Annotated in this window: 19 protein-coding genes; 9 read left to right on the plus strand and 10 right to left on the minus strand. The window is 64.6% G+C overall.

Annotation, left to right across the window (positions count from 1 at the left end; translation table 11 throughout):
- Window positions 1-53 precede the first annotated feature (53 nt).
- Entirely contained in the window at window positions 54-1,121 is a 1,068-nt protein-coding gene (locus FOM02_RS12895) for an alcohol dehydrogenase (protein WP_027558470.1), read from the plus strand.
- Window positions 1,122-1,251: 130 nt separating this feature from the next.
- Complete coding sequence (locus FOM02_RS12900) at window positions 1,252-2,331, plus strand: isocitrate/isopropylmalate dehydrogenase family protein (protein ID WP_027558471.1); 1,080 nt, start codon at window positions 1,252-1,254, stop codon at window positions 2,329-2,331.
- A 42-nt stretch (window positions 2,332-2,373) separates the two neighbouring features.
- Here FOM02_RS12900 and FOM02_RS12905 read toward each other — a convergent pair whose 3' ends face one another.
- The 5 genes from FOM02_RS12905 to FOM02_RS12925 all read right to left on the minus strand — a co-directional run bounded on the left by FOM02_RS12905 (window position 2,374) and on the right by FOM02_RS12925 (window position 7,033).
- Window positions 2,374-2,655, minus strand: a complete 282-nt coding sequence (locus FOM02_RS12905) for a hypothetical protein (RefSeq protein WP_027558472.1) — start codon at window positions 2,653-2,655, stop codon at window positions 2,374-2,376.
- A gap of 254 nt (window positions 2,656-2,909) precedes the next feature.
- The gene (locus FOM02_RS12910; protein WP_027558473.1) at window positions 2,910-3,731 is read right to left on the minus strand and encodes an enoyl-CoA hydratase; all 822 of its coding nucleotides are present in this window, start codon (window positions 3,729-3,731) and stop codon (window positions 2,910-2,912) included.
- Window positions 3,732-3,850: 119 nt separating this feature from the next.
- Window positions 3,851-5,203: a L,D-transpeptidase family protein gene (locus FOM02_RS12915; RefSeq protein WP_027558474.1), complete on the minus strand. Its 1,353-nt coding sequence runs from the start codon at window positions 5,201-5,203 to the stop codon at window positions 3,851-3,853.
- 379 nt (window positions 5,204-5,582) lie between these two features.
- Window positions 5,583-5,954: a helix-turn-helix domain-containing protein gene (locus tag FOM02_RS12920; protein WP_027558475.1), complete on the minus strand. Its 372-nt coding sequence runs from the start codon at window positions 5,952-5,954 to the stop codon at window positions 5,583-5,585.
- 29 nt (window positions 5,955-5,983) lie between these two features.
- Complete coding sequence (locus tag FOM02_RS12925; protein ID WP_265441820.1) at window positions 5,984-7,033, minus strand: LysR family transcriptional regulator; 1,050 nt, start codon at window positions 7,031-7,033, stop codon at window positions 5,984-5,986.
- A 494-nt stretch (window positions 7,034-7,527) separates the two neighbouring features.
- Between FOM02_RS12925 and FOM02_RS12930 the strand changes: the two genes are divergently transcribed.
- Window positions 7,528-7,794, plus strand: coding sequence for a hypothetical protein (locus tag FOM02_RS12930; RefSeq protein ID WP_027558477.1), 267 nt, complete (start codon window positions 7,528-7,530; stop codon window positions 7,792-7,794).
- 206 nt (window positions 7,795-8,000) lie between these two features.
- Window positions 8,001-8,732 carry a cytochrome c biogenesis CcdA family protein gene (locus FOM02_RS12935; RefSeq protein ID WP_084334233.1) on the plus strand — a complete coding sequence of 244 codons (732 nt, stop codon included), beginning with the start codon at window positions 8,001-8,003 and terminating at the stop codon, window positions 8,730-8,732.
- A 6-nt stretch (window positions 8,733-8,738) separates the two neighbouring features.
- On the opposite strand, the gene FOM02_RS12940 is transcribed toward FOM02_RS12935, so the two are convergent.
- Window positions 8,739-9,935: a 3-hydroxybenzoate 6-monooxygenase gene (locus FOM02_RS12940; protein WP_027558479.1), complete on the minus strand. Its 1,197-nt coding sequence runs from the start codon at window positions 9,933-9,935 to the stop codon at window positions 8,739-8,741.
- 16 nt (window positions 9,936-9,951) lie between these two features.
- Window positions 9,952-10,506: a MarR family winged helix-turn-helix transcriptional regulator gene (locus FOM02_RS12945; RefSeq protein ID WP_051378005.1), complete on the minus strand. Its 555-nt coding sequence runs from the start codon at window positions 10,504-10,506 to the stop codon at window positions 9,952-9,954.
- A 177-nt stretch (window positions 10,507-10,683) separates the two neighbouring features.
- Here FOM02_RS12945 and FOM02_RS12950 point away from each other — a divergent pair, with 177 nt between their 5' ends.
- From FOM02_RS12950 to FOM02_RS12960, 3 genes are all read left to right on the plus strand, one after another.
- Window positions 10,684-11,751, plus strand: coding sequence for an amidohydrolase family protein (locus FOM02_RS12950; RefSeq protein WP_027558480.1), 1,068 nt, complete (start codon window positions 10,684-10,686; stop codon window positions 11,749-11,751).
- Window positions 11,720-13,078: an MFS transporter gene (locus tag FOM02_RS12955; protein WP_027558481.1), complete on the plus strand. Its 1,359-nt coding sequence runs from the start codon at window positions 11,720-11,722 to the stop codon at window positions 13,076-13,078. The genes FOM02_RS12950 and FOM02_RS12955 overlap by 32 nt, the downstream gene beginning before the upstream one ends.
- Before the next feature lie 73 nt (window positions 13,079-13,151).
- Window positions 13,152-13,616 (plus strand): DoxX family protein, encoded by a 465-nt coding sequence (locus FOM02_RS12960; RefSeq protein WP_051395242.1) that lies wholly within the window; start codon window positions 13,152-13,154, stop codon window positions 13,614-13,616.
- A gap of 13 nt (window positions 13,617-13,629) precedes the next feature.
- Here FOM02_RS12960 and FOM02_RS12965 read toward each other — a convergent pair whose 3' ends face one another.
- The 3 genes from FOM02_RS12965 to FOM02_RS12975 form a co-directional block, all read right to left on the minus strand.
- Window positions 13,630-14,766 (minus strand): mandelate racemase/muconate lactonizing enzyme family protein, encoded by a 1,137-nt coding sequence (locus FOM02_RS12965; protein WP_027558482.1) that lies wholly within the window; start codon window positions 14,764-14,766, stop codon window positions 13,630-13,632.
- A gap of 16 nt (window positions 14,767-14,782) precedes the next feature.
- Complete coding sequence (locus tag FOM02_RS12970; RefSeq protein ID WP_051378002.1) at window positions 14,783-16,240, minus strand: sensor histidine kinase; 1,458 nt, start codon at window positions 16,238-16,240, stop codon at window positions 14,783-14,785.
- A gap of 351 nt (window positions 16,241-16,591) precedes the next feature.
- A complete protein-coding gene (locus tag FOM02_RS12975) occupies window positions 16,592-16,936 on the minus strand; it encodes a DUF1236 domain-containing protein (protein ID WP_027558484.1) in 345 nt (114 codons plus the stop codon).
- Between the two features lie 138 nt (window positions 16,937-17,074).
- Here FOM02_RS12975 and FOM02_RS12980 point away from each other — a divergent pair, with 138 nt between their 5' ends.
- Both FOM02_RS12980 and FOM02_RS12985 read left to right on the plus strand, forming a co-directional pair.
- On the plus strand, window positions 17,075-17,308 hold the full coding sequence (locus FOM02_RS12980; protein WP_027558485.1) for a hypothetical protein: 234 nt from the start codon (window positions 17,075-17,077) through the stop codon (window positions 17,306-17,308).
- Between the two features lie 387 nt (window positions 17,309-17,695).
- On the plus strand, window positions 17,696-18,694 hold the full coding sequence (locus FOM02_RS12985) for a TRAP transporter substrate-binding protein (protein WP_027558486.1): 999 nt from the start codon (window positions 17,696-17,698) through the stop codon (window positions 18,692-18,694).
- Window positions 18,695-18,772 lie beyond the last annotated feature (78 nt).

Here is an 18,772-nt window from a genome sequence, read left to right on the forward strand (position 1 = left end):
CGGCCTGCCATGGCATGCTGGCGCGACAACAAGAAGCATGCGGGAGGACGCCGATGAAGAGTTTCAAGGTTGCCGATTTCAAGGCGCCGCTGCGGGAGTTCGACGAAGCCACGCCGCAGCCGTCGGGCACGCAGGTGCTGATCAAGGTGAAGGCCGCCGGTGTCTGCCACAGCGACCTCCACATCTGGGAAGGCGGCTACGATCTCGGCCACGGCCGCAAGCCGCTGTCGCTGAAGGACCGCGGCATCAATTTGCCGCTGACCATGGGCCACGAGACCGTCGGCGAAGTCCTCGCCTTCGGTCCCGACGTCAAGCCGACCGACCAGGGCGACCTCAAGCTCGGCGATGTCGGCCTCGTCTATCCCTGGATCGGCTGCGGCAAGTGCGCCACGTGCCTCGCCGGTGACGAGAACATGTGCCTGACGCCGCGCTCGCTCGGCGTTTATTGCGACGGCGGTTATGCCGATCACATGCTGGTGCCGCATCCGCGCTATCTGCTCAATCTGAAGGGACTCGATCCCGCGACGACCGCGCCCTATGCCTGCTCGGGCGTGACCACCTACAGCGCGCTGAAGAAGGTCGAGCAGCATTTCGACACGCCGATCGTGATGTTCGGCGCCGGCGGGCTCGGCCTGATGGCGCTGTCGCTCTTGAAGGCGATGGGCGGCAAGGGCGCGATCATGGTCGACATCGACGCCAGGAAGCGCGAGGCGGCGGAGAAGGCCGGCGCGCTCACCACCGTCGATCCGAAGGCGCCGGATGCGCTGGAGCAGCTTGCGAAGAAAGCGGGCGGCCCGATCCGCGCCGTGATCGATCTCGTCGGCAATGCCGCCACCACGCAGCTCGGCTTCGACTGCCTCACCAAGGGCGGCAAGCTCATCATCGTCGGCCTGTTCGGCGGTGGCGCGACCTGGGCGCTGCCGCTGATTCCGATCAAGGCGGTGACGATCCAGGGTAGCTATGTCGGAAACTTGCGCGAGACGCAGGAGCTGCTCGACCTCGTCCGCACCAAGAAGGTGCCGCCGATCCCGGTGACGACGGCCCCGCTTGCCAAGGCCAACGACGCGCTGCTGCAATTGCAGCAGGGCGCGGTGGTCGGCCGCACGGTGCTGACGCCGTAGTGTGTCGTCGTTCCGGGGCGATGCAACGGGACCGCGAAGCGCGGCCCGGAGCATCGAACCCGGAACCTCGAGATTCCGGGTTCGGTCCTGTGGACCGCCCCGGAATGACGACTCTCTCTCAGGAACCCCCATGTCCGCAAACAACGCCTTCCACATTGCCGTGCTAGCCGGTGACGGCATCGGTCCCGAAGTCATGGCGCCGGCCATCGAGGTGCTGCGCAAGATCGAGCAGAAATCGGACTTGCGCTTCCGCTTCACCGAGGCGCCGGCCGGCGCCAACAATTATCTCGCGACCGGTAAGTCGATGCCCGACTCCACCATCAAGCTCTGCGAGGAGGCAGACGCGATCCTGCTCGGCGCCTGCGGCCTGCCGTCGGTGCGCTATCCGGACAACACCGAGATCGCGCCGCAGATCGAGCTGCGCTTCATCTTCGACCTCTATGCCGGGGTGCGTCCGGCGCGTCTCATTCCCGGCGTTCCGAGTCCGATCGTCGGCGCTGACCAGCGCGGCATCGATCTCGTCGTCATCCGCGAGTCGACCGAAGGCCTGTTTGCCTCGATGGGCAAGGGCGTCGTCACCCACGAGGACGCGCGCGAGACCATGGTGATCACGCGCAAGACCTCCGAGCGCCTGTTCGAGTTCTCGTTCCGCCTCGCCGAGCGGCGCAAGGCGCGCGGCAAGCCGGGTGCGCTGACCTGCGTCGACAAGGCGAACGTGTTCAAGGCCTTTGCGTTCTTCCGCAGCATCTTCGACGAGATCGAGAAGAAGCATCCTGGTGTGAAGACCGATCGCCTCTATGTCGATGCCTGCTCGGCGATGCTGGTGAAGCGGCCCTGGGATTTCGACGTGATGGTGATGGAGAACATGTTCGGCGACATCGTCTCCGACATCACCGCGAGCCTGATCGGCGGCCTCGGCATGGCGCCGTCGGCCGACATCGGCGACAAATACGCCGTGTTCCAGCCGTGCCACGGCACTGCGCCCGATATCATGGGGCAGGGCAAGGCCAATCCCACCGGCATGATCTTGTCGGCGGCGATGATGCTGGACTGGCTCGCCGACAAGCACGGCGTCGAAAGCGCAGCGGAAGCCGGCGAGACCATCGAGCGCGCCATCGACCAGGTCTATGCCGGCGGCATCAAGCCGATGGAGTTCGGCGGCAGCAACGGCACGGCGGATATCACGAAAGCGGTGCTGGGAGCGCTGTAGACAGTCGCGAAAAGAAAAGGGGCCTTGCGGCCCCTTCGTTGCTCACCAGCGGCGCCAGTGGCGATGGCCGTAGCCCCACGGGCGTGCACCGTAGAAGCGTCGCGGGCCGCCATAGTAACCATAGGCGCCATAGTAGTTCGGACGCCACCAGCAGCGGCCCCAGGCATTGCAGACCATGCGCACCTGGTCGACATTCGCCGCCGGGCCGCTTGCGACCTTGTCGGCCTGCGGAATGCCGTTCGGCATCGCCGCGAGCGCTTGTCCCGACGCCAGCGCAGCTCCGCCCAGGGCAGCCAGACCGAGAACAGCAAATTTCAGTTTCATCGCAATCTCCCTCGTTGGTGGCGAGAGAACTTGCGGCGGATCAAGTAGTTGCTATCGCGATGCGGGAAGGAGAGGAATTTAATCTTCCTGAATAACGGTTCAGCTTCGTCGGAAGTTCCGCGATCTCTCCGCGCGTCATTGCGAGCGTAGCGAAGCAATCCAGAGTCTTTCCACGGCGAGAGTCTGGATTGCTTCGTCGCTGCGCTCCTCGCAATGACGATGGGGAGAGGGCTGCGCCCGCAGCAACGACGGTGTTATTTCCCCGAAAATTTCGGCTTGCGCTTCTCCATGAAGGCCTGACGGCCCTCGCGAAAATCTGCCGAGTCCATGCAGGCGTTGCCGATCGCCTTGATCGCGTTCATGTCGCGCTGGCTTTCGTCCTTCAATACCTGCGCGATGGTGAGCTTCGCGGCCTTGATCGCGAGCGGGGCGTTGTGCGCGATCGTTTCGGCCACCGCCATGGTCTCGCCCCAGAGCTGATCATCGGGGAACACGCGCTCGACGAGGCCGATGCGCAGCGCCTCGGCGGAATCGATCCGCATGCCGGTGTACATCAGAAGCCGCGCCCAGGACGGGCCGACGAGCGAGACCAGGTGCTTCAAGCCGTCAAAGCCATAGGCGATGCCGAGCTTCGCGGCGGGAATACCGAACTGGCTGTCATGCGCGGCGATGCGGATGTCGGCGAGCATCGCGACCTGCATGCCGCCGCCGAGGCAGAAGCCCTGGATGCAGGCGATGGTCGGCTTGGGATAGTCGGCGAGCAGCGCGCGCTGGGCGGCGCTGCGCTTGCTGTATTCCTCCGACGCCGCAGCATTGTGGCGCGTCTTCTCGAACTGGCTGATGTCGGCGCCCGACACGAAGGCCTTGCCGCCGGCGCCGCGCAGGATCACGACGCGGACCGCATCGTCGTCGCGCAAGGCCGTCAGCGCCTCGCCAAATCCCTCCCACATCTCCAGCGACATCGCATTGCGCTTGTCGGGATTGTTGAAGATGATGACGCCGACGCCGTCGGTGACCTGCTTGAGGATCTTGCCGTCGGCGTAAGGTGTTTCGGTCGGGCTGGAAGTGTCAGGCATCGCGCGCTCGCTCGTCATTGCGAAGCGCAATGTGCGGCCCCGACAGGGCCCAGGTCAACCGCGGCAAGGCATGCGGCTTTGCACCCGCCTGTGCCGCGATTGCATGGCGCGAGAGGCGCTTATTGGGTCACGTGCATGTGCGCGGTCAGCGGATGGCTGCCGGCATTGCTGAAGAACGCCGCCTCCTCGGCGGTGGCCTCCAGCAGCTGCTCGTCCTGGTTATAGACGTCGTTGCGGAACTGGACGGTCTGGTCCTTGGTCATCCACGCCGTTAGATAGATCCAGGCCACCGGCACCTTCTTCGCCATGGCGACGTCGAGATGCTGTCCGCTGGCGATCTCCGCGTCGATCGCGGCGCGGCTCCATTTCGGCTGGTCCTTGAGCAGCCAGGCCGCGAGATCGCGCACATTGTCGACGCGCGAGCAGCCGTGGGAATCGAAGCGATAGTCGTCGCTGAACAGATTGCGCTGATTGGTGTCGTGCATGTAGACCGAATAGGAATTCGGCATGTCGATCTTCACCGCACCGAGCGCGTTGAAGCTGCCGTTGTGCTGGCGCACGGTGAAGTTCGGCGTGTGCGTGCCCGACCAGTCGACCGAATGCGGATCGATCGGATTGTCGTGGGCATCGAGCACCTCCATGTGCATGCGCGACAGATAAGTCGGGTCCTTGCGCATATGCGCGGAGATCTCGGTCTTGGCGATCGAGGCCGGCACCGTCCAGGTCGGGTTGAGCACGACGCTGGTGATTTGCGCTGTCAGCGTCGGCGAGGGCTTTTCGGTCTTGCCGACGATGACGCGATAGCGCCGCACCACGACGTCGTTCTCGACCGCTTCGGCAAAGGCGGCGGGGATGTTGACCACGACATAGCGCTGGCCAAAGCCGAAATTCATGTTCTCGAGCCGCTGCAGCGAAGCCTCGAGCTGCCGAATGCGCTTCTGCACCGGCACGTTCATCGCCGCGATCGTGCGCGGCGTCATCATGCCGGTCGGGGCGAGGCCATGACGGGCCTGAAAACGCTTCACGGCGTCCGCGAGATCCTGGTCGAAGGCGCCGGTCGCCTTCTCGGCCGAGAGATCGCCGGAGACGATCAGCCGCTTGCGCAACAGATCATCGTTGGCGCCCTGGACGCCGACAGCGAATTTGGCGTCTGCCGGGATCGTCGGCCAGCCGCCGCGCACGGCGAGGTCCGAATAGCTCAGCGCCGCATCCTTGATGCGCTGGGCAGAGCCCTCGTCATAGGTTGGCTCATGCGTCATCGCGAGGGCTGCGGCCGAGCGGCTCTCCGCCGTCGAGATGGGCGTCGACGCGGCCGCTTTCGGCGCAGCCGCATGGGCCGGGTTCGCCGCGGCCGGCACCGTGCCTGATGTCGCCGGCTTGGGCCCGGCCTGTCCAATGGTCTCCGTCTGCGCCAGCGCGGAGGCGCTCGTGAGCACGCCGAGGGCAATGATCATCGCAACGCGTTTCGACATGTGTCCCGTCTTCCCCCTGAGAACGAGGCCCGCAACGGGCGCTCGCATTGGCAATTCCAAGGCCCGCCGCGCCGCTTGCGCCGATTGGTCAAACCGGCGGGAAATTACGGCACCAGAGTTGAGGTCCCATTCGGCAGGCGAAAACCCCGCGCGCCCGATGCGGGGCTTCTCGATTGGGTCGCGCCAGGGGTGGGATGGGTTCGCGATATCCGCGACGAATGGCGGCTCAATAGCCAAGAAAAAAGGGCGGCCAAGCCGCCCCGAGAAAGGCCGCGCGCACGCGCGCGAGCCCAAATCTGATGCCGTCGGTCTCGTTCAATCCAGCCACGTCCCCGCGTCGCGGCGGATTGAACATCGGCCGTAGCAGCCAGACCCGATCTCAGCCCTCGTTCGCTGCGATCGATTCCATCAGCGAGACGAGCTGACGCTGCACCGTCTGGTCCTTGATCTTGCTGTAGGCGCGCAGCAGGCGGAGGCTGAAAGCCGAGTCCAGGAACAGGAGGCTTTCGACTTCGCGAGCCTTGTTGTCGCCGTCATAGAAGAAGGTCACGGGCACATCGAGCGCGGAGGCGATCTGCTGAAGCCGAGCCGCGCCGACACGATTGACGCCCTTCTCGTATTTCTGGACCTGCTGGAAGCTGACGCCGAGCTTCTCGCCCAGCTCGGCCTGCGAGATCTTCATCTCGACACGCCGCAGACGGATCCGTTTGCCAAGCTCAATGTCCGGCTTGCCGGCACTGCGCTGCTTCATCCTTTTCGCCGCTGCTTTCATTTTAGTTTTCACCTTTGTTCTTCGGTTGAAAATCCCCCGAAGAGCTGGGTCAGGGGTTCGCCCATATACGAGTCCTTGAATTCATGCGGATGCACGAACTCTTCCTTAAACCACGGGAAGCGAGCCGGATTGAAAGCCTCGATCAGCCAGTCAATCATGTGCCGCACGCGTGGAATCCGGCCGCTACCGGGATGGTAGGACAACCAGATATCCAGCGGTCGGTTCAATTCGACCTCCAGTGGAATCAACTTCCCGCCAAGCGCAATGGCGTAGCTCGGGGATACGCCGATTCCGGCGCCGTTCGCGACCGCCCAGTAGTTGGCGCTCGAGACGTTGGTCTTCATGACCAGGAGGTCACGTTCCTGAACGCCCGGGAAGAAGCTCTCGAATGTTTCCTTGGCAGCGAGCTGGTCGGCGAATTGCAGCACCAAACGGTGCTTGATCAATTCCGCCGCCGAGCGCGGCGTGCCGTATTTCTCAAGGTATTTTTCCGACGCCCAGAACATCAGATGCATGCGGCCGAGCCGCACCAGCTTGATGTCGAGCGCCGAAGGACGCGACAGGTGGATGGCGACGTCGGCCTCGTGGCGGGAGACGTCGGCCGAGCGCATCGCGCAATGCAAATCGACCAGGATCTTGGGATAGGCCTGCTGGAATTCGACGAGGCGCGGAGCGAGCCAGAATGTGCCGAGCCCTTCGGTGACGGCGACCCGGACCTCGCCGGACAGGACGTTGGCCATCGAATCGCTGGCGCGCAGCACGTCGAAGGTGGCCGCCTCCATCCGCTCCACGGCGGACACCACAAGCGAGCCTTCGTCGGTCAGATGAGTGCCGTGGACGTCGCGGGTGAAGAGGGTGGCGCCGGTCTGGCGTTCGAAATCATCGATCCGGCGGCGCACTGCGTTGATCGACAGCGACAAGCGTTCGGCCGCCGAACGGAAACTGCCGCAACGGACGACTTCGAGAAATATGCGGGCCGCATCCCAATCCGAGAGGCCGCTGAGATTTGTCTTCGGGCGTTCCCCCAGAGGAACGCCCCTTTCCGCCAAGGAGTGCATACAAGTCCCTTCGGTCCGCTAAACTGGCAGAATCTGGCGCGAACCACAACCACGACGGGTTGGGGAATGACGAGTTTTGAACGTCATCCTTACTACCTACCGGGAGGTATTGGAGTGCTGCCGGGAGCTGGGACAAAGGCTGGGAATCGGGCGGACAATTGCCCGGGTGAGGGGTGTAGCGTGAGTTCCGTTGCGAGCCGAGACATGGCTGCGGGATTGTCGGCGCTGCCCCCGATGGTGGTCCTTGCGCAAGGATTGGCGCGGCCCTTCGGGATGGATCAATCACGGCGCGCCGGGCGTTTGACCACGGGCCGCCTCGGCAACGGCCGGCAGCGTAGCCGGGCGATATTCGCCGAAACCGCGGTTTCAAGGCAGAAACACACTGAAATCATGTTCGGAGGCGCCACGGCCTCATGCTATCTTCGGCGACCCATGGGGGCCGAAGGGGTGGTCGCAAACACGTCTCACCGGCCGAATTAACGGAAAGAACGCAAGTGTCGCATTCAGACGAACAGTTGCAGTCGGTGTTGGAAACCCTTGAGGGGTGCCGCAAGGTCCTCAACGAGATCAACAGCCGTGAGTCGGCCGAACTGCTGTCCATCGTCATTCTCGACGTGCGGATGAAGCTCAAAGGAATTGACAGTGCCGATCTCAAGGCGCTGTGCGACGAAATGCTGCGGAACGCTGGAAGCGAACCGCCGCCCCCTTCCAAGCAGACGCAGGACCAGCCCCGGCGTCCGCTGCTCCGCGTGGTGAAGTAGCCGCGCCGCCGAAGCTCGCTTTTTGGCGAGGTTTGTGCGCATCCCGATGCCGTATCTGTGATCGCAGACGGCATCGGGAGGAGCCCTGGTTTGATCGCGCCTCTGTTGCGCATTGTGCCGCATCGGCTACACCAGAGCCGTTCGGCTCCGGTGCGCGCGCATCCCCCGCGCGCGGCCCAAGAGCCTGAGATGGCTCCGACTGCATCATGCAAAATGTTTCGATCCCGGCGGCGCTGATTGCCGGCCTCGTCAGCTTCCTCTCCCCTTGCGTCTTGCCCCTGGTTCCGCCCTATCTGATCTATCTGACGGGCGCCACGATCGAGCATGTCGAGAGCGAGGAACCGGCCTCGACCTCCAAGCGCGCGATCATGATGGCGGCGCTGCTGTTCGTGCTCGGCTTCTCCACCGTGTTCGTGGCGCTCGGCGCCAGCGCCTCGCTGATCGGCTCCCTGATCCGCGCCTGGTCGGCCGAGCTGTCGATCCTCGCTGGCGTCGTGATCATCGTCATGGGCCTGCACTTCCTGGGGCTGACGCGCATCGGCCTGCTGATGCGCGAGGGACGCCTGACGGCGCCAAAACCCGTCGGCCTCTGGGGCGCCTATGTCATGGGCCTGGCCTTTGCCTTCGGCTGGACGCCCTGCATCGGTCCGATCCTCGCCGCGATCCTCTCGATCGCCGCGGCGGAAGCGACCGTGACCAAGGGCGCAGGCCTGCTCGCGGTCTATTCCGCGGGCCTCGGCATTCCGTTCCTGATCGCTGCGCTGATGATCGAGCAGTTCTCGAAATTGTTCGCGCGCATGAAGGGCCAGCTCGTCAATGTCGAGCGCGCCATGGGCGTGCTGATGGTGATCACCGGCATCGGCTTCCTCACCGGTGCGGTCTCGAATGTGAGCATCTGGCTGCTGGAGACGTTCCCGGCGCTCCAGACGATCGGGTAGCACCAATCAGGCGGCCGCCGGTCGTTCGGAGAACGGGTCCTGGTAGAGCCAGGCGAGGTTTTCGCAGAAGCGCTCCAGGCTGGTCTCGCGCATGAGCTGATTGCGCAGCAGCGCATGGACGCCTGAGGGATGATAGACGTGGTCGCCGAGCTCGCGCGCGCCAAGCTGGACGCGCGCGGTGCGCAGCATCCGGGCATTTCTGTATCGCTCCAGCGCGTGGGCGATGTCGCCTTCGGTCTCCGCGAGCCGTTCGGCGAGGCACACCGCATCCTCCAGCGCCATGCAGGCGCCTTGCGCAAAATATTGCAGCATCGGATGCGCCGCGTCGCCGAGCAGGACGACGCGGCCGTCGATCCAACGATCGGTCGGATCGCGGTCGCAGGTCACCCACGCCTTCCAGTCGCGGCCGTGATGAATGATCGCCTTGGCGCGCGGATGCACGTCGCGAAAACCCTCGAGGACCTCCTCGTGGGTCACCGGCCTTGCGGCGAAAGCTTCTGCGGGATCGTTGTGACAGGTGATCGCGAGATTGAACACCTTCCAGCCCGACAGGGGGTAATGCACGAGATGGCATTTGGCACCGGCCCACAGCGTCGCCGCATTCCAGCGCAGATCCTCCGGCATCTGCTCGGTCGGGATCACCGAGCGATAGGTGGTATGGCCGGCGATCCGCGGTGCGCCGTCGCCGACCATCTGCTGGCGAATGCGGGATCTGAGTCCGTCCGCGCCGATCAGCAGGCACCCCGTGATGCGCTCGCCGGATTTCAACAGCGCCGTGGCCCGCGCGCCGTTCTGTTCGTAGCCGACAATGTCGCAGTCGATTCTCAAGCTGACGTTGGGATGCGCTTCGCAGGCGCGGACGAAGATGCCGTGCAGATCGCCGCGATGGACCACCGCATAGGGGTTGCCGAAGCGCCGGCGGAAATAGCTGGTCAGATCGATGCTGGTGATCTCTTCCGCGGAGATCGCATCCATCAGCCGGAGCTGGTCGATGAAGACGGCGATGGCGCGCGCGGCATCGCCGAGCCCCAGGCGATCGAACGCGTGGAATGCGTTGGGTCCAAGCTGGATGCCGGCGCCGATCTCCTGGTAGCGCGATGCGCGCTCGAGGACCGTGACAGGGAAGCCCTTCCGCGCCAGTGCGATTGCGGCTGCAAGTCCGCCGATGCCGCCGCCGGCAATGATGATGGGATCCTGTCGCATGTCCTCTCCTGTCTCGCTATTTTCTTGATGTCTTTCCGCGCGGCGGGCTCGCCTTGGCGCGTATCTCGGCTCGTTCGTCGCGGACGTCCTTTGACCGGACCGGCGGCGCGACGGTGATCAGGCCGGCCTCGACTTCCTGCTCGAGCCGATCGATGTTGTGGTAGAGCTCGACCAGCACGCGCTTGAGCTCGGCCGCTTCTTTCGCGGACATGCTGCCGGTGACGACCTCTTCATAATAGGCGGCGAGCGGCATCAGCCGTCCCGCGAGCTCCGCGCCCTTGGACGTCAGGGCGACCTGGAGGCTGCGCTGGTCGTTCTCGGGCCGGTCGCGCGTCAGCAGGCCCGCGCGACTCATCTCGGCAACGATGCGCGACAGGGTGGAGACCTCGGCCGACGTCAGCTCGGCGATCTCTCCGAGGCGGAGCGGATGGCCTTGCTCCGAGAGCGCGGCCAGCACGCGATACATCGGCAGCGTCAACTTCTCGTGACGGATCACGCGCGTGAACAAGTCGCCCATGCGCACGCCGAGGCGGGCGAGCAGATAGGGAAGCGAATTCGAAAATCGATACATGAGTTTAGGTCCGGGCTTGTGTCCTGGCAGGAGAGCTCCGCCCGGAATAAGCGCCGACCTTCGCATGGGCAATATTTGCATATCAATCATTTGCAAATGCAACTTTCTCATTGACAAGTATTTGCGCCCGGTGCTTTGCTTTGTCAACGCCGAAAGCAAAGCCGAAGGAACGACGCCATGCAGGGCAAGATTGCGCTCGAGGAGCATTTCGCGATGGACGACACCGTCCAGGACAGCGCCGGCTTCGCTCCGGCCGACGACTGGCGCGAGCTCAAGGCGCGGCTGCTCGACATTCACGAACGCCGGCTTGCCGAGATGGACGCCCACGGCATCGAGATGATGCTGCTGTCGCTGAACGCGCCGGCGGTGCAGGCCATTGCGGACCGCGAGCGCGCGATCGATCTGTCGCGCCGCGCCAACGACTTTCTCGCCGAGCAGGTCGCAAGGCGCCCCGACCGTTTCCAGGGCCTCGCGGCGTTGCCGATGCAGGATCCCGACGCGGCCGCGCACGAGCTCGATCGCTGCGTCAGCGCGCTCGGCTTTCGTGGCGCGCTCGTCAATGGCTTCAGTGAGATCGCCGGCACCGATCACGCCATCTATTACGATCGCAAGGAGTTCTGGCCGTTCTGGTCGGAGGTCGAGCGCCTCGGCGTCCCCTTCTATCTGCATCCGCGCAATCCGCTCGCGAAGGACGCGGCGATCTACGAGGGTCATCGCTGGCTGCTGGGGCCGACCTGGGCGTTCGGACAGGAAACCGCGGTGCATGCCTTGCGCCTGATGGGCTCGGGCCTGTTCGACGCCCATCCGCGGCTCCAGATCATCATCGGTCACATGGGGGAGGGGCTGCCCTATTCGATGTGGCGTGTCGACAATCACAACAAGTGGATGCGGACCCAGAATGCCTATCCGGCGAAGCGAAAGATCGCCGAGTACTTCCGGGAAAACTTCTACATCACGACGTCAGGCAATTTCCGCACCCAGACGCTGATCGACGCCATGCTCGAGATCGGCGCCGACCGCATCCTCTTCTCCGCCGACTGGCCGTTCGAGAACATCGACCACGCCGCCGACTGGTTCGACACGGCTGCGATCTCCGAAGGCGACCGCATCAAGATCGGCCGCGACAACGCACGCGCCCTGTTCGGGCTCGGCGAGCCATCAATCCAATCTGCCGCAGAGCAGAACAGATCATCAATTTCCATGGAGGAATCCCGTGAGCATCTCGTCCGAAATCGACGTGCATGAGGAACTGTCCGGCGCTCCGATCGGGCCGTTCCACAAGCTGCTCGGCATCCTGATCACGCTCATCACCCTGTTCGACGGCTATGACACCTTCAATCCGGCCTATGTCATCCACTATGTGGCCCAGCCTTGGGGCCTTGCACCGAGCCAGGCGGGATTTCTGGTGAGCTCGGGCCTGGTCGGCTTCCTGTTCGGCGCGATCGGCCACGGCAGCGTGGCGGATCGCTTCGGCCGGCGCGGCACGCTGCTCGCGGGCTTGTGGATCGTCAACGTCTTCACGTTGCTCACGGCCGTGCTCGCAAGCGATTTCTGGAGCTATTGCGCGCTTCGCTTCGTCACCGGGCTCGGCCTCGGCGTGCTGCTCCCGCTGGGGACGACCTTCATCAACGAGCTCGCGCCGAAGCGCGTCAGCAACACGTTCTCGCTCTGGGGTGTGACGCTCGGCTGGTCGCTTGGAGGTGTTGCCGCCGGTCTCGTCGGGGTGTTCCTGACGCCGCACTATGGCTGGCAGATCCTCTATTACATCGGCGCGCTGTCGATCCCGCTGACCTTCGTGGCGCATGCGCTTCTCCCCGAAAGCCCGCGCTTTCTGGCGAGCCGGTCGCGGATCCCGGAGCTGCGTGCGCTGCTCGCGCGGCTGCGGCCTGAGCGGGCGCCGGTCTACCGGACCGCGACGTTCACGTCGGCCGAGAGCAAGCCGCCACAGAGCACGATCGGAGCGCTGCTGAGCCCGCGCTATCGCCGCGTCTCGCTGACGATCTGGGTCACGGCGTTCCTCAGCCTGTTTGCCATCTTCGGCCTCACGGGGTGGATTCCGACGGTCATGCTCAAGCGCGGGGAGACCTTTGCGGCCTCGTTCGGCTTCGGCGCGCTGATGCAGGCGATGTCGTTCATCGGCGGCCTCACGCTCGCGATGCTGGCCGATCGCAACTTTTCGCTGACGCCGCGCTATCTCGCGACCTGGTGGCTCACCGGCGGCATTGCCGTGCTGGCGCTCGTCTTCGTCAGCGGTCACGGCGTCAATCTGGCCATCGTGGCCGTTGCGGGCTTCTGCATCATCGGCGCGCAGCACGTCCTCAACAACTTCACCGCCGGCTCGTACGAGACCTGCTTCCGCGCCAGCGGTGTCGGGATGGAGCTGGGCATCGGCCGGGTCGGCGCGATCCTCGGGCCCTATGTCATCGGCCTCTTGCAGCAGATCACCGGCGGCCCCGACGCGGTGTTCTGGGCGATCGGCGGGGCGTCCATCGTCGGCGCGCTGGCGATCGGATCGCTTGGCGCTGTCGCTGCAAGGCGTCTCCCGAGCGCTGACGCGGCGCCCGCGGAATGATGCGGGCGCGCCGATCGGGCTTGGGACCAGAACGACACTTTGACTGACTAGGCTTAATCAGAGGAGATCCGAAATGCCGACATCCGCTCGTTCCGCCGAGACCACGGGCTTGCACGATGCCTTCGTGCTTCTGTTCGCGCGTGTCGCGATCGCGCCGCTATTTCTCTACAGCGGCATCGGGAAGGTGATGGCATTCGCCGTGACGGCCGGCCGTCTGCCCGGAGGCGCGGACGGATTCGGGATGCTCCTCGCCGCCGGCGCCGTTGCGGTCGAGCTTGGATGCGGGACGGCCCTGCTGCTCGGCCTGTTCGCGCGCCAGGCGGCGCTCGTGTTGTTCCTGTTCACGATCGCGGCGACGCTGATGTTCCACAATTTCTGGGCTGCGCCGGAGGCGCAGGTCGTCATGCAGACCATCAACTTCCTGAAGAATCTCGGTCTGCTTGGCGCTCTTGCGCTCATTGCCTCTTTTGGGCCGGGTGCCTATGCCGTGCAGGCCGCCATCAAGCCCGGCTCCAAAGGGGCTCCCGAGCTGACCTGATCCCACGCTACGCCTAAGCGCCGACTGTAAAGCGCGCGAGCGCCTCGCGGTCGACCTCGATGCCTAGTCCTGGCGCATCCGGCACGCGCACGACCCCGTTCGCGTGCTCGATCGGCGTCTTCAAGATCGCCTGCCGGATCGGATGTTCCGTGCGGTCGAATTCGAGCAGCGGCTCGAGCGGCGTCAGTGACGTCGGCGTGTGCGAGGGCAGCACGGCGAGGAGCTGGAGCGAGGCCGCGATCGCGATGCCGGTGCCCCAGACATGCGGATTGTAGCGGATGCCGAACGCCTCGCTCATGTCGGCGATCTTCTTGCATTCGGTGAGGCCACCGGCCGCGCAGGTGTCGGGCTGGGCGATGTCGAGCGCATGCGAGGCAAACAGGTCGCGGAAGCCGAAGCGCGTGAATTCGCACTCGCCGCCGGCGACGGGAATGGAGAGCGCGGATCTCACCGCGCGGTAGCCCGCGACGTCCTCCGGCGGCACCGGCTCCTCGAACCACCCGATGTCGCAGGGCTCGATCATGCGGCCGAGCCGGATCGCAGCAACCGCGTCATAGGCGTGGTTCGCGTCGACCATCAGCGCGACGTCGCCACCGATCGCTTCCCGCACGGCGCGCGTCACCGCGGCGTCCTCGGCGATGCCGAAGCCGACCTTGAGCTTCACGGCGCGAAAACCTTCGGCGGCATAACCGGCGGCTTCCTCCGGGAGATATTTCAGCGGGTCGCCCGCTTTGCGCCGATAGAGCCCGGTCGCGTAGGCCTGCACCTCCTTGCGCGCCGCGCCGCCGAGAAGCACGTAGGCGGGCACGCCAAAATGCCTGCCCTTGATGTCCCACAGCGCGATGTCGATGCCGCTCAGTCCCTGGATCACGACGCCTTTCTGGCCGTGGTCGCGCAGGCGCGCGTAGACCATCTGCCACAGCACGTCGGTGCGCAGCGGATCCTCGCCGATCAGCCACGGCGCGATGTTCTGAACCACCGCCGCCGTCATCCGCGCAGGGCCGTAGCACTCGCCCCAGCCGGTCAGGCCCGCGTCGGTCTCGATCTCCACCAGCATTGCGGTACGCGTGTCGTACCAGGCGCGCGAATAGGCGAAGGGCTGCGAGAGTTTTGCTTCGAGGATGTGTGCCCGAACTTTCGTGATCTTCATCGCCGATCCTCCTCGTTCACCGCGTCTCGTCCAGCGCGCAGGTGATCGTGCAGACCACGCCGCGCGGCAGGAAGTCGACGGTGGCCTCGCCGCCGAGCTGGTCGCGGGCGCTGCGCTCGATCAGGCGCGAGCCGAAGCCGCGCCGCACCGGCTCCGTCACCGGCGGCCCGCCGATCTCGGTCCAGATCAGCCGTAGCCGCGGCTTCGGTGTATCGGCGATGACCTCCCAGTCCAGCGTCACCCGGCCGGTCTCGTTCGACAGCGCGCCGTATTTCGCGGCGTTGGTGGCGATCTCGTGCACGATCATCGACAGCACCACGGCAAGCCGCGGCGACAGCGGCACCGCGGGTCCGGCCATGCGGATGCGGTCGGGATTGCTGAGCAGGAACGGCTGGAGCGCGCGGGCGATCACCTCGCGCAGCTCCGAGCCCGCCCATTTCTCCTGGCTGAGCAGATTGTGCGCCTCGGCGAGCGCGCCGAGCCGTCCCTCGAACTTGGTCCGCTCGTCGCGGCTGGCGCTGCGGAAGGTCTGCACCGCGATCGCCTGCATCAAGGCCAGCGTGTTCTTGACGCGATGATTGAGCTCCTCGATCAGCAGATTGTGCAGCATCTCGCCGCGCGCGATCGTGGTCGCCATCCGCACCGCGAAGGTGAGGCCGATCAATAGCAGCACGCCGCCGATCAGGCTGGAGATCGCAATATTGCGCCACAGCGGCGCGATCAACGAGCTTTCCGGCACGCCCGCGGCGATCGTCCATCCGGTCAGTCGCGATCGCGTGTAGGCGGACGCGAGCGCAACGCCGTCGAGCGAGATCGAGGAGAGGCTCGCCTCGGGCGTGCGAAACATTTCCGCAAACAGCGAGGGCGAGGCGCGCTTGCCGAAGGTCTCACCGGGATTGGGCACGCGGGCGAACACCGTGCCGGTGGTGTCGAGCAGTGATACCGTCCACTGCTGGTCGGGCCGCTGCTTCTCGACCAGCTCCTGGAAGATGCTGACCGGCGGAGAGAAGCAGAGATCGTAGATTACCTCGCCGTCGCGGAAGACCGGTACCTCGACGGTCAACACCTGTCGCCCGTTGATCGCGCCGGTGAACAGGTCGGAATATTGCGGCGCCTTGGTCGCAAACACCTTCTCGACGGTCTCCAGATGGCTGCGCCGCGGCAGGCTTGCGGTGTCCTCCGTCGCCGAGGAGAACAGCACGCGGCCCTTGCGGTCGGAGATCAGCAGCAGGCCACCCTTGCCGTACTGATCGAGGAAACCGAGCGCGATGCGGCGGAAGTTCGGGAAATCGTCGTCGCGCAGCGCGTTCGTCAGCGCGAGCACCTGCAAGCCGCCGGTCATCCGCTGCACCTCGGAATCGAGCACGAGGCGCATGCTTCGCACCGTCTCCACGACGCGCTGCGTCGCGTCACTGCGGTCCTGGCGGTAGTTGGAATAGGCAAGGCCGACCGCGAAGACGATCAGCGGCAACATCGTTCCCGTGACCAGAAGGGCAAGCCGGACCGGCAGGGTGAGCTTTGACAAAACGCGGGCGTCCCGGTTCCGGCGCAACGGCGCCGGATTATGATTTTGAACAGGACCATACGGGCGGGCTTTGCGCGGCGCCACGATTTTCGCATGCGGCGAGCGGTCTTGGAGAGCGATATTGCAGCGCAGTTGCGGGACGCCCTGCGCTTCAGGTCATGCTGATTGCGGTCAATAGTAGACACATGGCGTAAACAGCCGCCAGGCTGAGCCCGGCGATCCGGGCTTCTCGATGCGATCTCATGCGCTGAACTCCGGAAAGGGCGGCTGCCGTTGGGGCCGCCACCCGTCCGTTACGCCTTAATCGATTTCCTGAACGACGGTGCGCGAGCCGGGATCGACCAGCATCACGCGATCGCCAGAATAGACGTAGCGATATTTCGTCAGCGACGGACCCCAGTCCGCCGGAACGGCTTCGAGCTCGACCTCGCTCGGAACTGTCGCGCCGACGATGATCTTTTCCTTCGTCGTCACCGGGCGGATGCGATGCTCGGTGACGTAGGATTTGATCTTGGTGCGATATTGCGGCTCGATCTGCACGGCGGCCGCATGGCCGGTTCCGGTGGTGGTCACCACGGTGGATTGCGCGAACGCGCCGGTCGAGATCATCACCACTGCCGCGGATAGCAGGAACAGCTTCTTCATCTTCTCCTCCTCATGGGAATAAGCGCCGCAACAACATCCCACCGTGCATGGCGTTCCCGCCTCCAGGAACAAACTACCGCTTTTTCCCGTTTGTGACTCGACCGGGCCGAATGCCCGGAACTGGAGGAGGAGAGAAAGATGAAGCTGAAAATCGCAACTGCGGCACTGATGGTTGCTGCAATGTCCCTGCCGGCGTTCGCTGCCGACGAGTTCTATGTCGTGCAGGACGTCAAGACCAAGAAGTGCACCATCGTCGACAAGAAGCCGATGGACTCGTCCATGACCGTCGTCAGCCCCTCGGGCACGATCTACAAGTCGCGCACCGAAGCCGAAAGCGGCATGAAGACCGTCAAGGTCTGCACGTCGAACTGAGGAGGATGACACATGCCAGTTCTGATCTTGTGGGCCGTGCCGGCTGTGCTGGTGATCGGTGGCGGCATTTATCTGATTGGCCACATGCACTAGGGGCCTGTCGCGGAAGACGCGCGGGTCACTTGCGTGCAGCGCACTGGTCCGCACGTCTTCCGGTATCCCGCGCGAGCGGGGAGGTTGCCCATGCGACCCGCTGCGCGCCGGCAGCAGCGCGAGTTGCAGTGCAACAGGTCGTCCAGGAGCAGTCCTGCGACGAAGAGTACCTCCGGCGCGTGCGAAATGACTTTCGTCCCGCCGGGGTTTTTCATACGCTTCCTCTCGCAAGCCGCATACCGGCTGCGCGCACGGCCCGGCAACAGGGCCGGAGCATCAAAGGGAGGGGAGACGATGAAGCGACGATCATTCCTCGCTGGTATCGGTGCAACCACTGCGGCGGCCACGATCGGCATGCCGTCGATCCTCAGGGCGCAGGCACCGATCACGCTGAACGGCGCGGTCCAGTTCAACGACGACCATGCCTTCAACCGGGCACTGATCCGGTTCGAGGAGCTGGTGAAGAAATATTACGGCAAGCCCGTCAATTTCACCCTACACAAGAACTCCTCGCTCGGTCTCGAGAAGCAGTATTTCGAGTACATGTCGCAGGGCAAGGCGGTCGATTACGGCATCGTCTCGCCGGCCCACATGTCGACCTTCGCCAAGGCGGCTCCGTTCATCGATGCGCCCTTCGTGTTCAAGGGCATCGAGCACATGAACAAGGTCGTCGAAGCCAGTATCCTGGCGCCGATCGCCGACGAGGTCGCGGCGAAAGCCGAGGTGGTTCTGATCGGTTATTCCGGCGGCGGCATCCGCAATATCTTCGCCAACAAGCCGCTCAAGAATCTCGCCGACCTCAAGGGCCTCAAGGTTCGCGTGCAGGGCGCGCCGATCTGGTCGAAGACCTTTGCGGCCGTCGGCATGAGCCCGACGGTGATCGCCTATAACGAAATCTACAATGCGATCCAGAACGGCGTGATATCGGCCGGCGAAAACGAGGCGGCCGGCGTCGAGGCGATGAAGTTCTACGAAGTGGCCCCGCATCTCAGCCTCACTCAGCATGCCGTTTCGATCCGGCCGATCTGCTTCTCGGTGAAGACGCTGAAGACGTTGCCGAAGGACTTGCAGGACGCGATCATGAAGGCCGGCAAGGAAGCCGGCGACTACGGCCGTCAGCTGGAATCGAGCGAAGAGGTCATCAAGCTCGACACGCTCGAGAAGGCCGGCAAGCTCAAGCGCGTTCCCTTCGAGGAGCGGGACGCCATGAAGAAACTCGCCGACCCCGTGATGGCCATCTACGCCAAGGAGATTGGCGCAGAGGGCATCTTCGAGAAGATCAACGTCGCCTGAGCGCGTCGCATCCGCCGACGCATGTCCGGGCAAGCCCCGCTTCTTGCCCGGCCGTGGCGCATGAGTTGCCGCACGGAG

The sequence above is a fragment of the Bradyrhizobium sp. SEMIA genome (assembly GCF_014844175.1).
Lineage (GTDB): Bacteria > Pseudomonadota > Alphaproteobacteria > Rhizobiales > Xanthobacteraceae > Bradyrhizobium > Bradyrhizobium arachidis.

Coding starts and splice junctions, on each gene's coding strand:
- FOM02_RS12895 (WP_027558470.1), top strand. CDS start 54: ATGAAGAGTTTCAAGGTTGCCGATTTCAAGGCGCCGCTGCGGGAGTTC.
- FOM02_RS12900 (WP_027558471.1), top strand. CDS start 1,252: ATGTCCGCAAACAACGCCTTCCACATTGCCGTGCTAGCCGGTGACGGC.
- FOM02_RS12905 (WP_027558472.1), bottom strand. CDS start 2,655: ATGAAACTGAAATTTGCTGTTCTCGGTCTGGCTGCCCTGGGCGGAGCT.
- FOM02_RS12910 (WP_027558473.1), bottom strand. CDS start 3,731: ATGCCTGACACTTCCAGCCCGACCGAAACACCTTACGCCGACGGCAAG.
- FOM02_RS12915 (WP_027558474.1), bottom strand. CDS start 5,203: ATGTCGAAACGCGTTGCGATGATCATTGCCCTCGGCGTGCTCACGAGC.
- FOM02_RS12920 (WP_027558475.1), bottom strand. CDS start 5,954: ATGAAGCAGCGCAGTGCCGGCAAGCCGGACATTGAGCTTGGCAAACGG.
- FOM02_RS12925 (WP_265441820.1), bottom strand. CDS start 7,033: ATGCACTCCTTGGCGGAAAGGGGCGTTCCTCTGGGGGAACGCCCGAAG.
- FOM02_RS12935 (WP_084334233.1), top strand. CDS start 8,001: ATGCAAAATGTTTCGATCCCGGCGGCGCTGATTGCCGGCCTCGTCAGC.
- FOM02_RS12940 (WP_027558479.1), bottom strand. CDS start 9,935: ATGCGACAGGATCCCATCATCATTGCCGGCGGCGGCATCGGCGGACTT.
- FOM02_RS12945 (WP_051378005.1), bottom strand. CDS start 10,506: ATGTATCGATTTTCGAATTCGCTTCCCTATCTGCTCGCCCGCCTCGGC.
- FOM02_RS12950 (WP_027558480.1), top strand. CDS start 10,684: ATGCAGGGCAAGATTGCGCTCGAGGAGCATTTCGCGATGGACGACACC.
- FOM02_RS12960 (WP_051395242.1), top strand. CDS start 13,152: ATGCCGACATCCGCTCGTTCCGCCGAGACCACGGGCTTGCACGATGCC.
- FOM02_RS12965 (WP_027558482.1), bottom strand. CDS start 14,766: ATGAAGATCACGAAAGTTCGGGCACACATCCTCGAAGCAAAACTCTCG.
- FOM02_RS12970 (WP_051378002.1), bottom strand. CDS start 16,240: ATGTTGCCGCTGATCGTCTTCGCGGTCGGCCTTGCCTATTCCAACTAC.
- FOM02_RS12975 (WP_027558484.1), bottom strand. CDS start 16,936: ATGAAGAAGCTGTTCCTGCTATCCGCGGCAGTGGTGATGATCTCGACC.
- FOM02_RS12980 (WP_027558485.1), top strand. CDS start 17,075: ATGAAGCTGAAAATCGCAACTGCGGCACTGATGGTTGCTGCAATGTCC.
- FOM02_RS12985 (WP_027558486.1), top strand. CDS start 17,696: ATGAAGCGACGATCATTCCTCGCTGGTATCGGTGCAACCACTGCGGCG.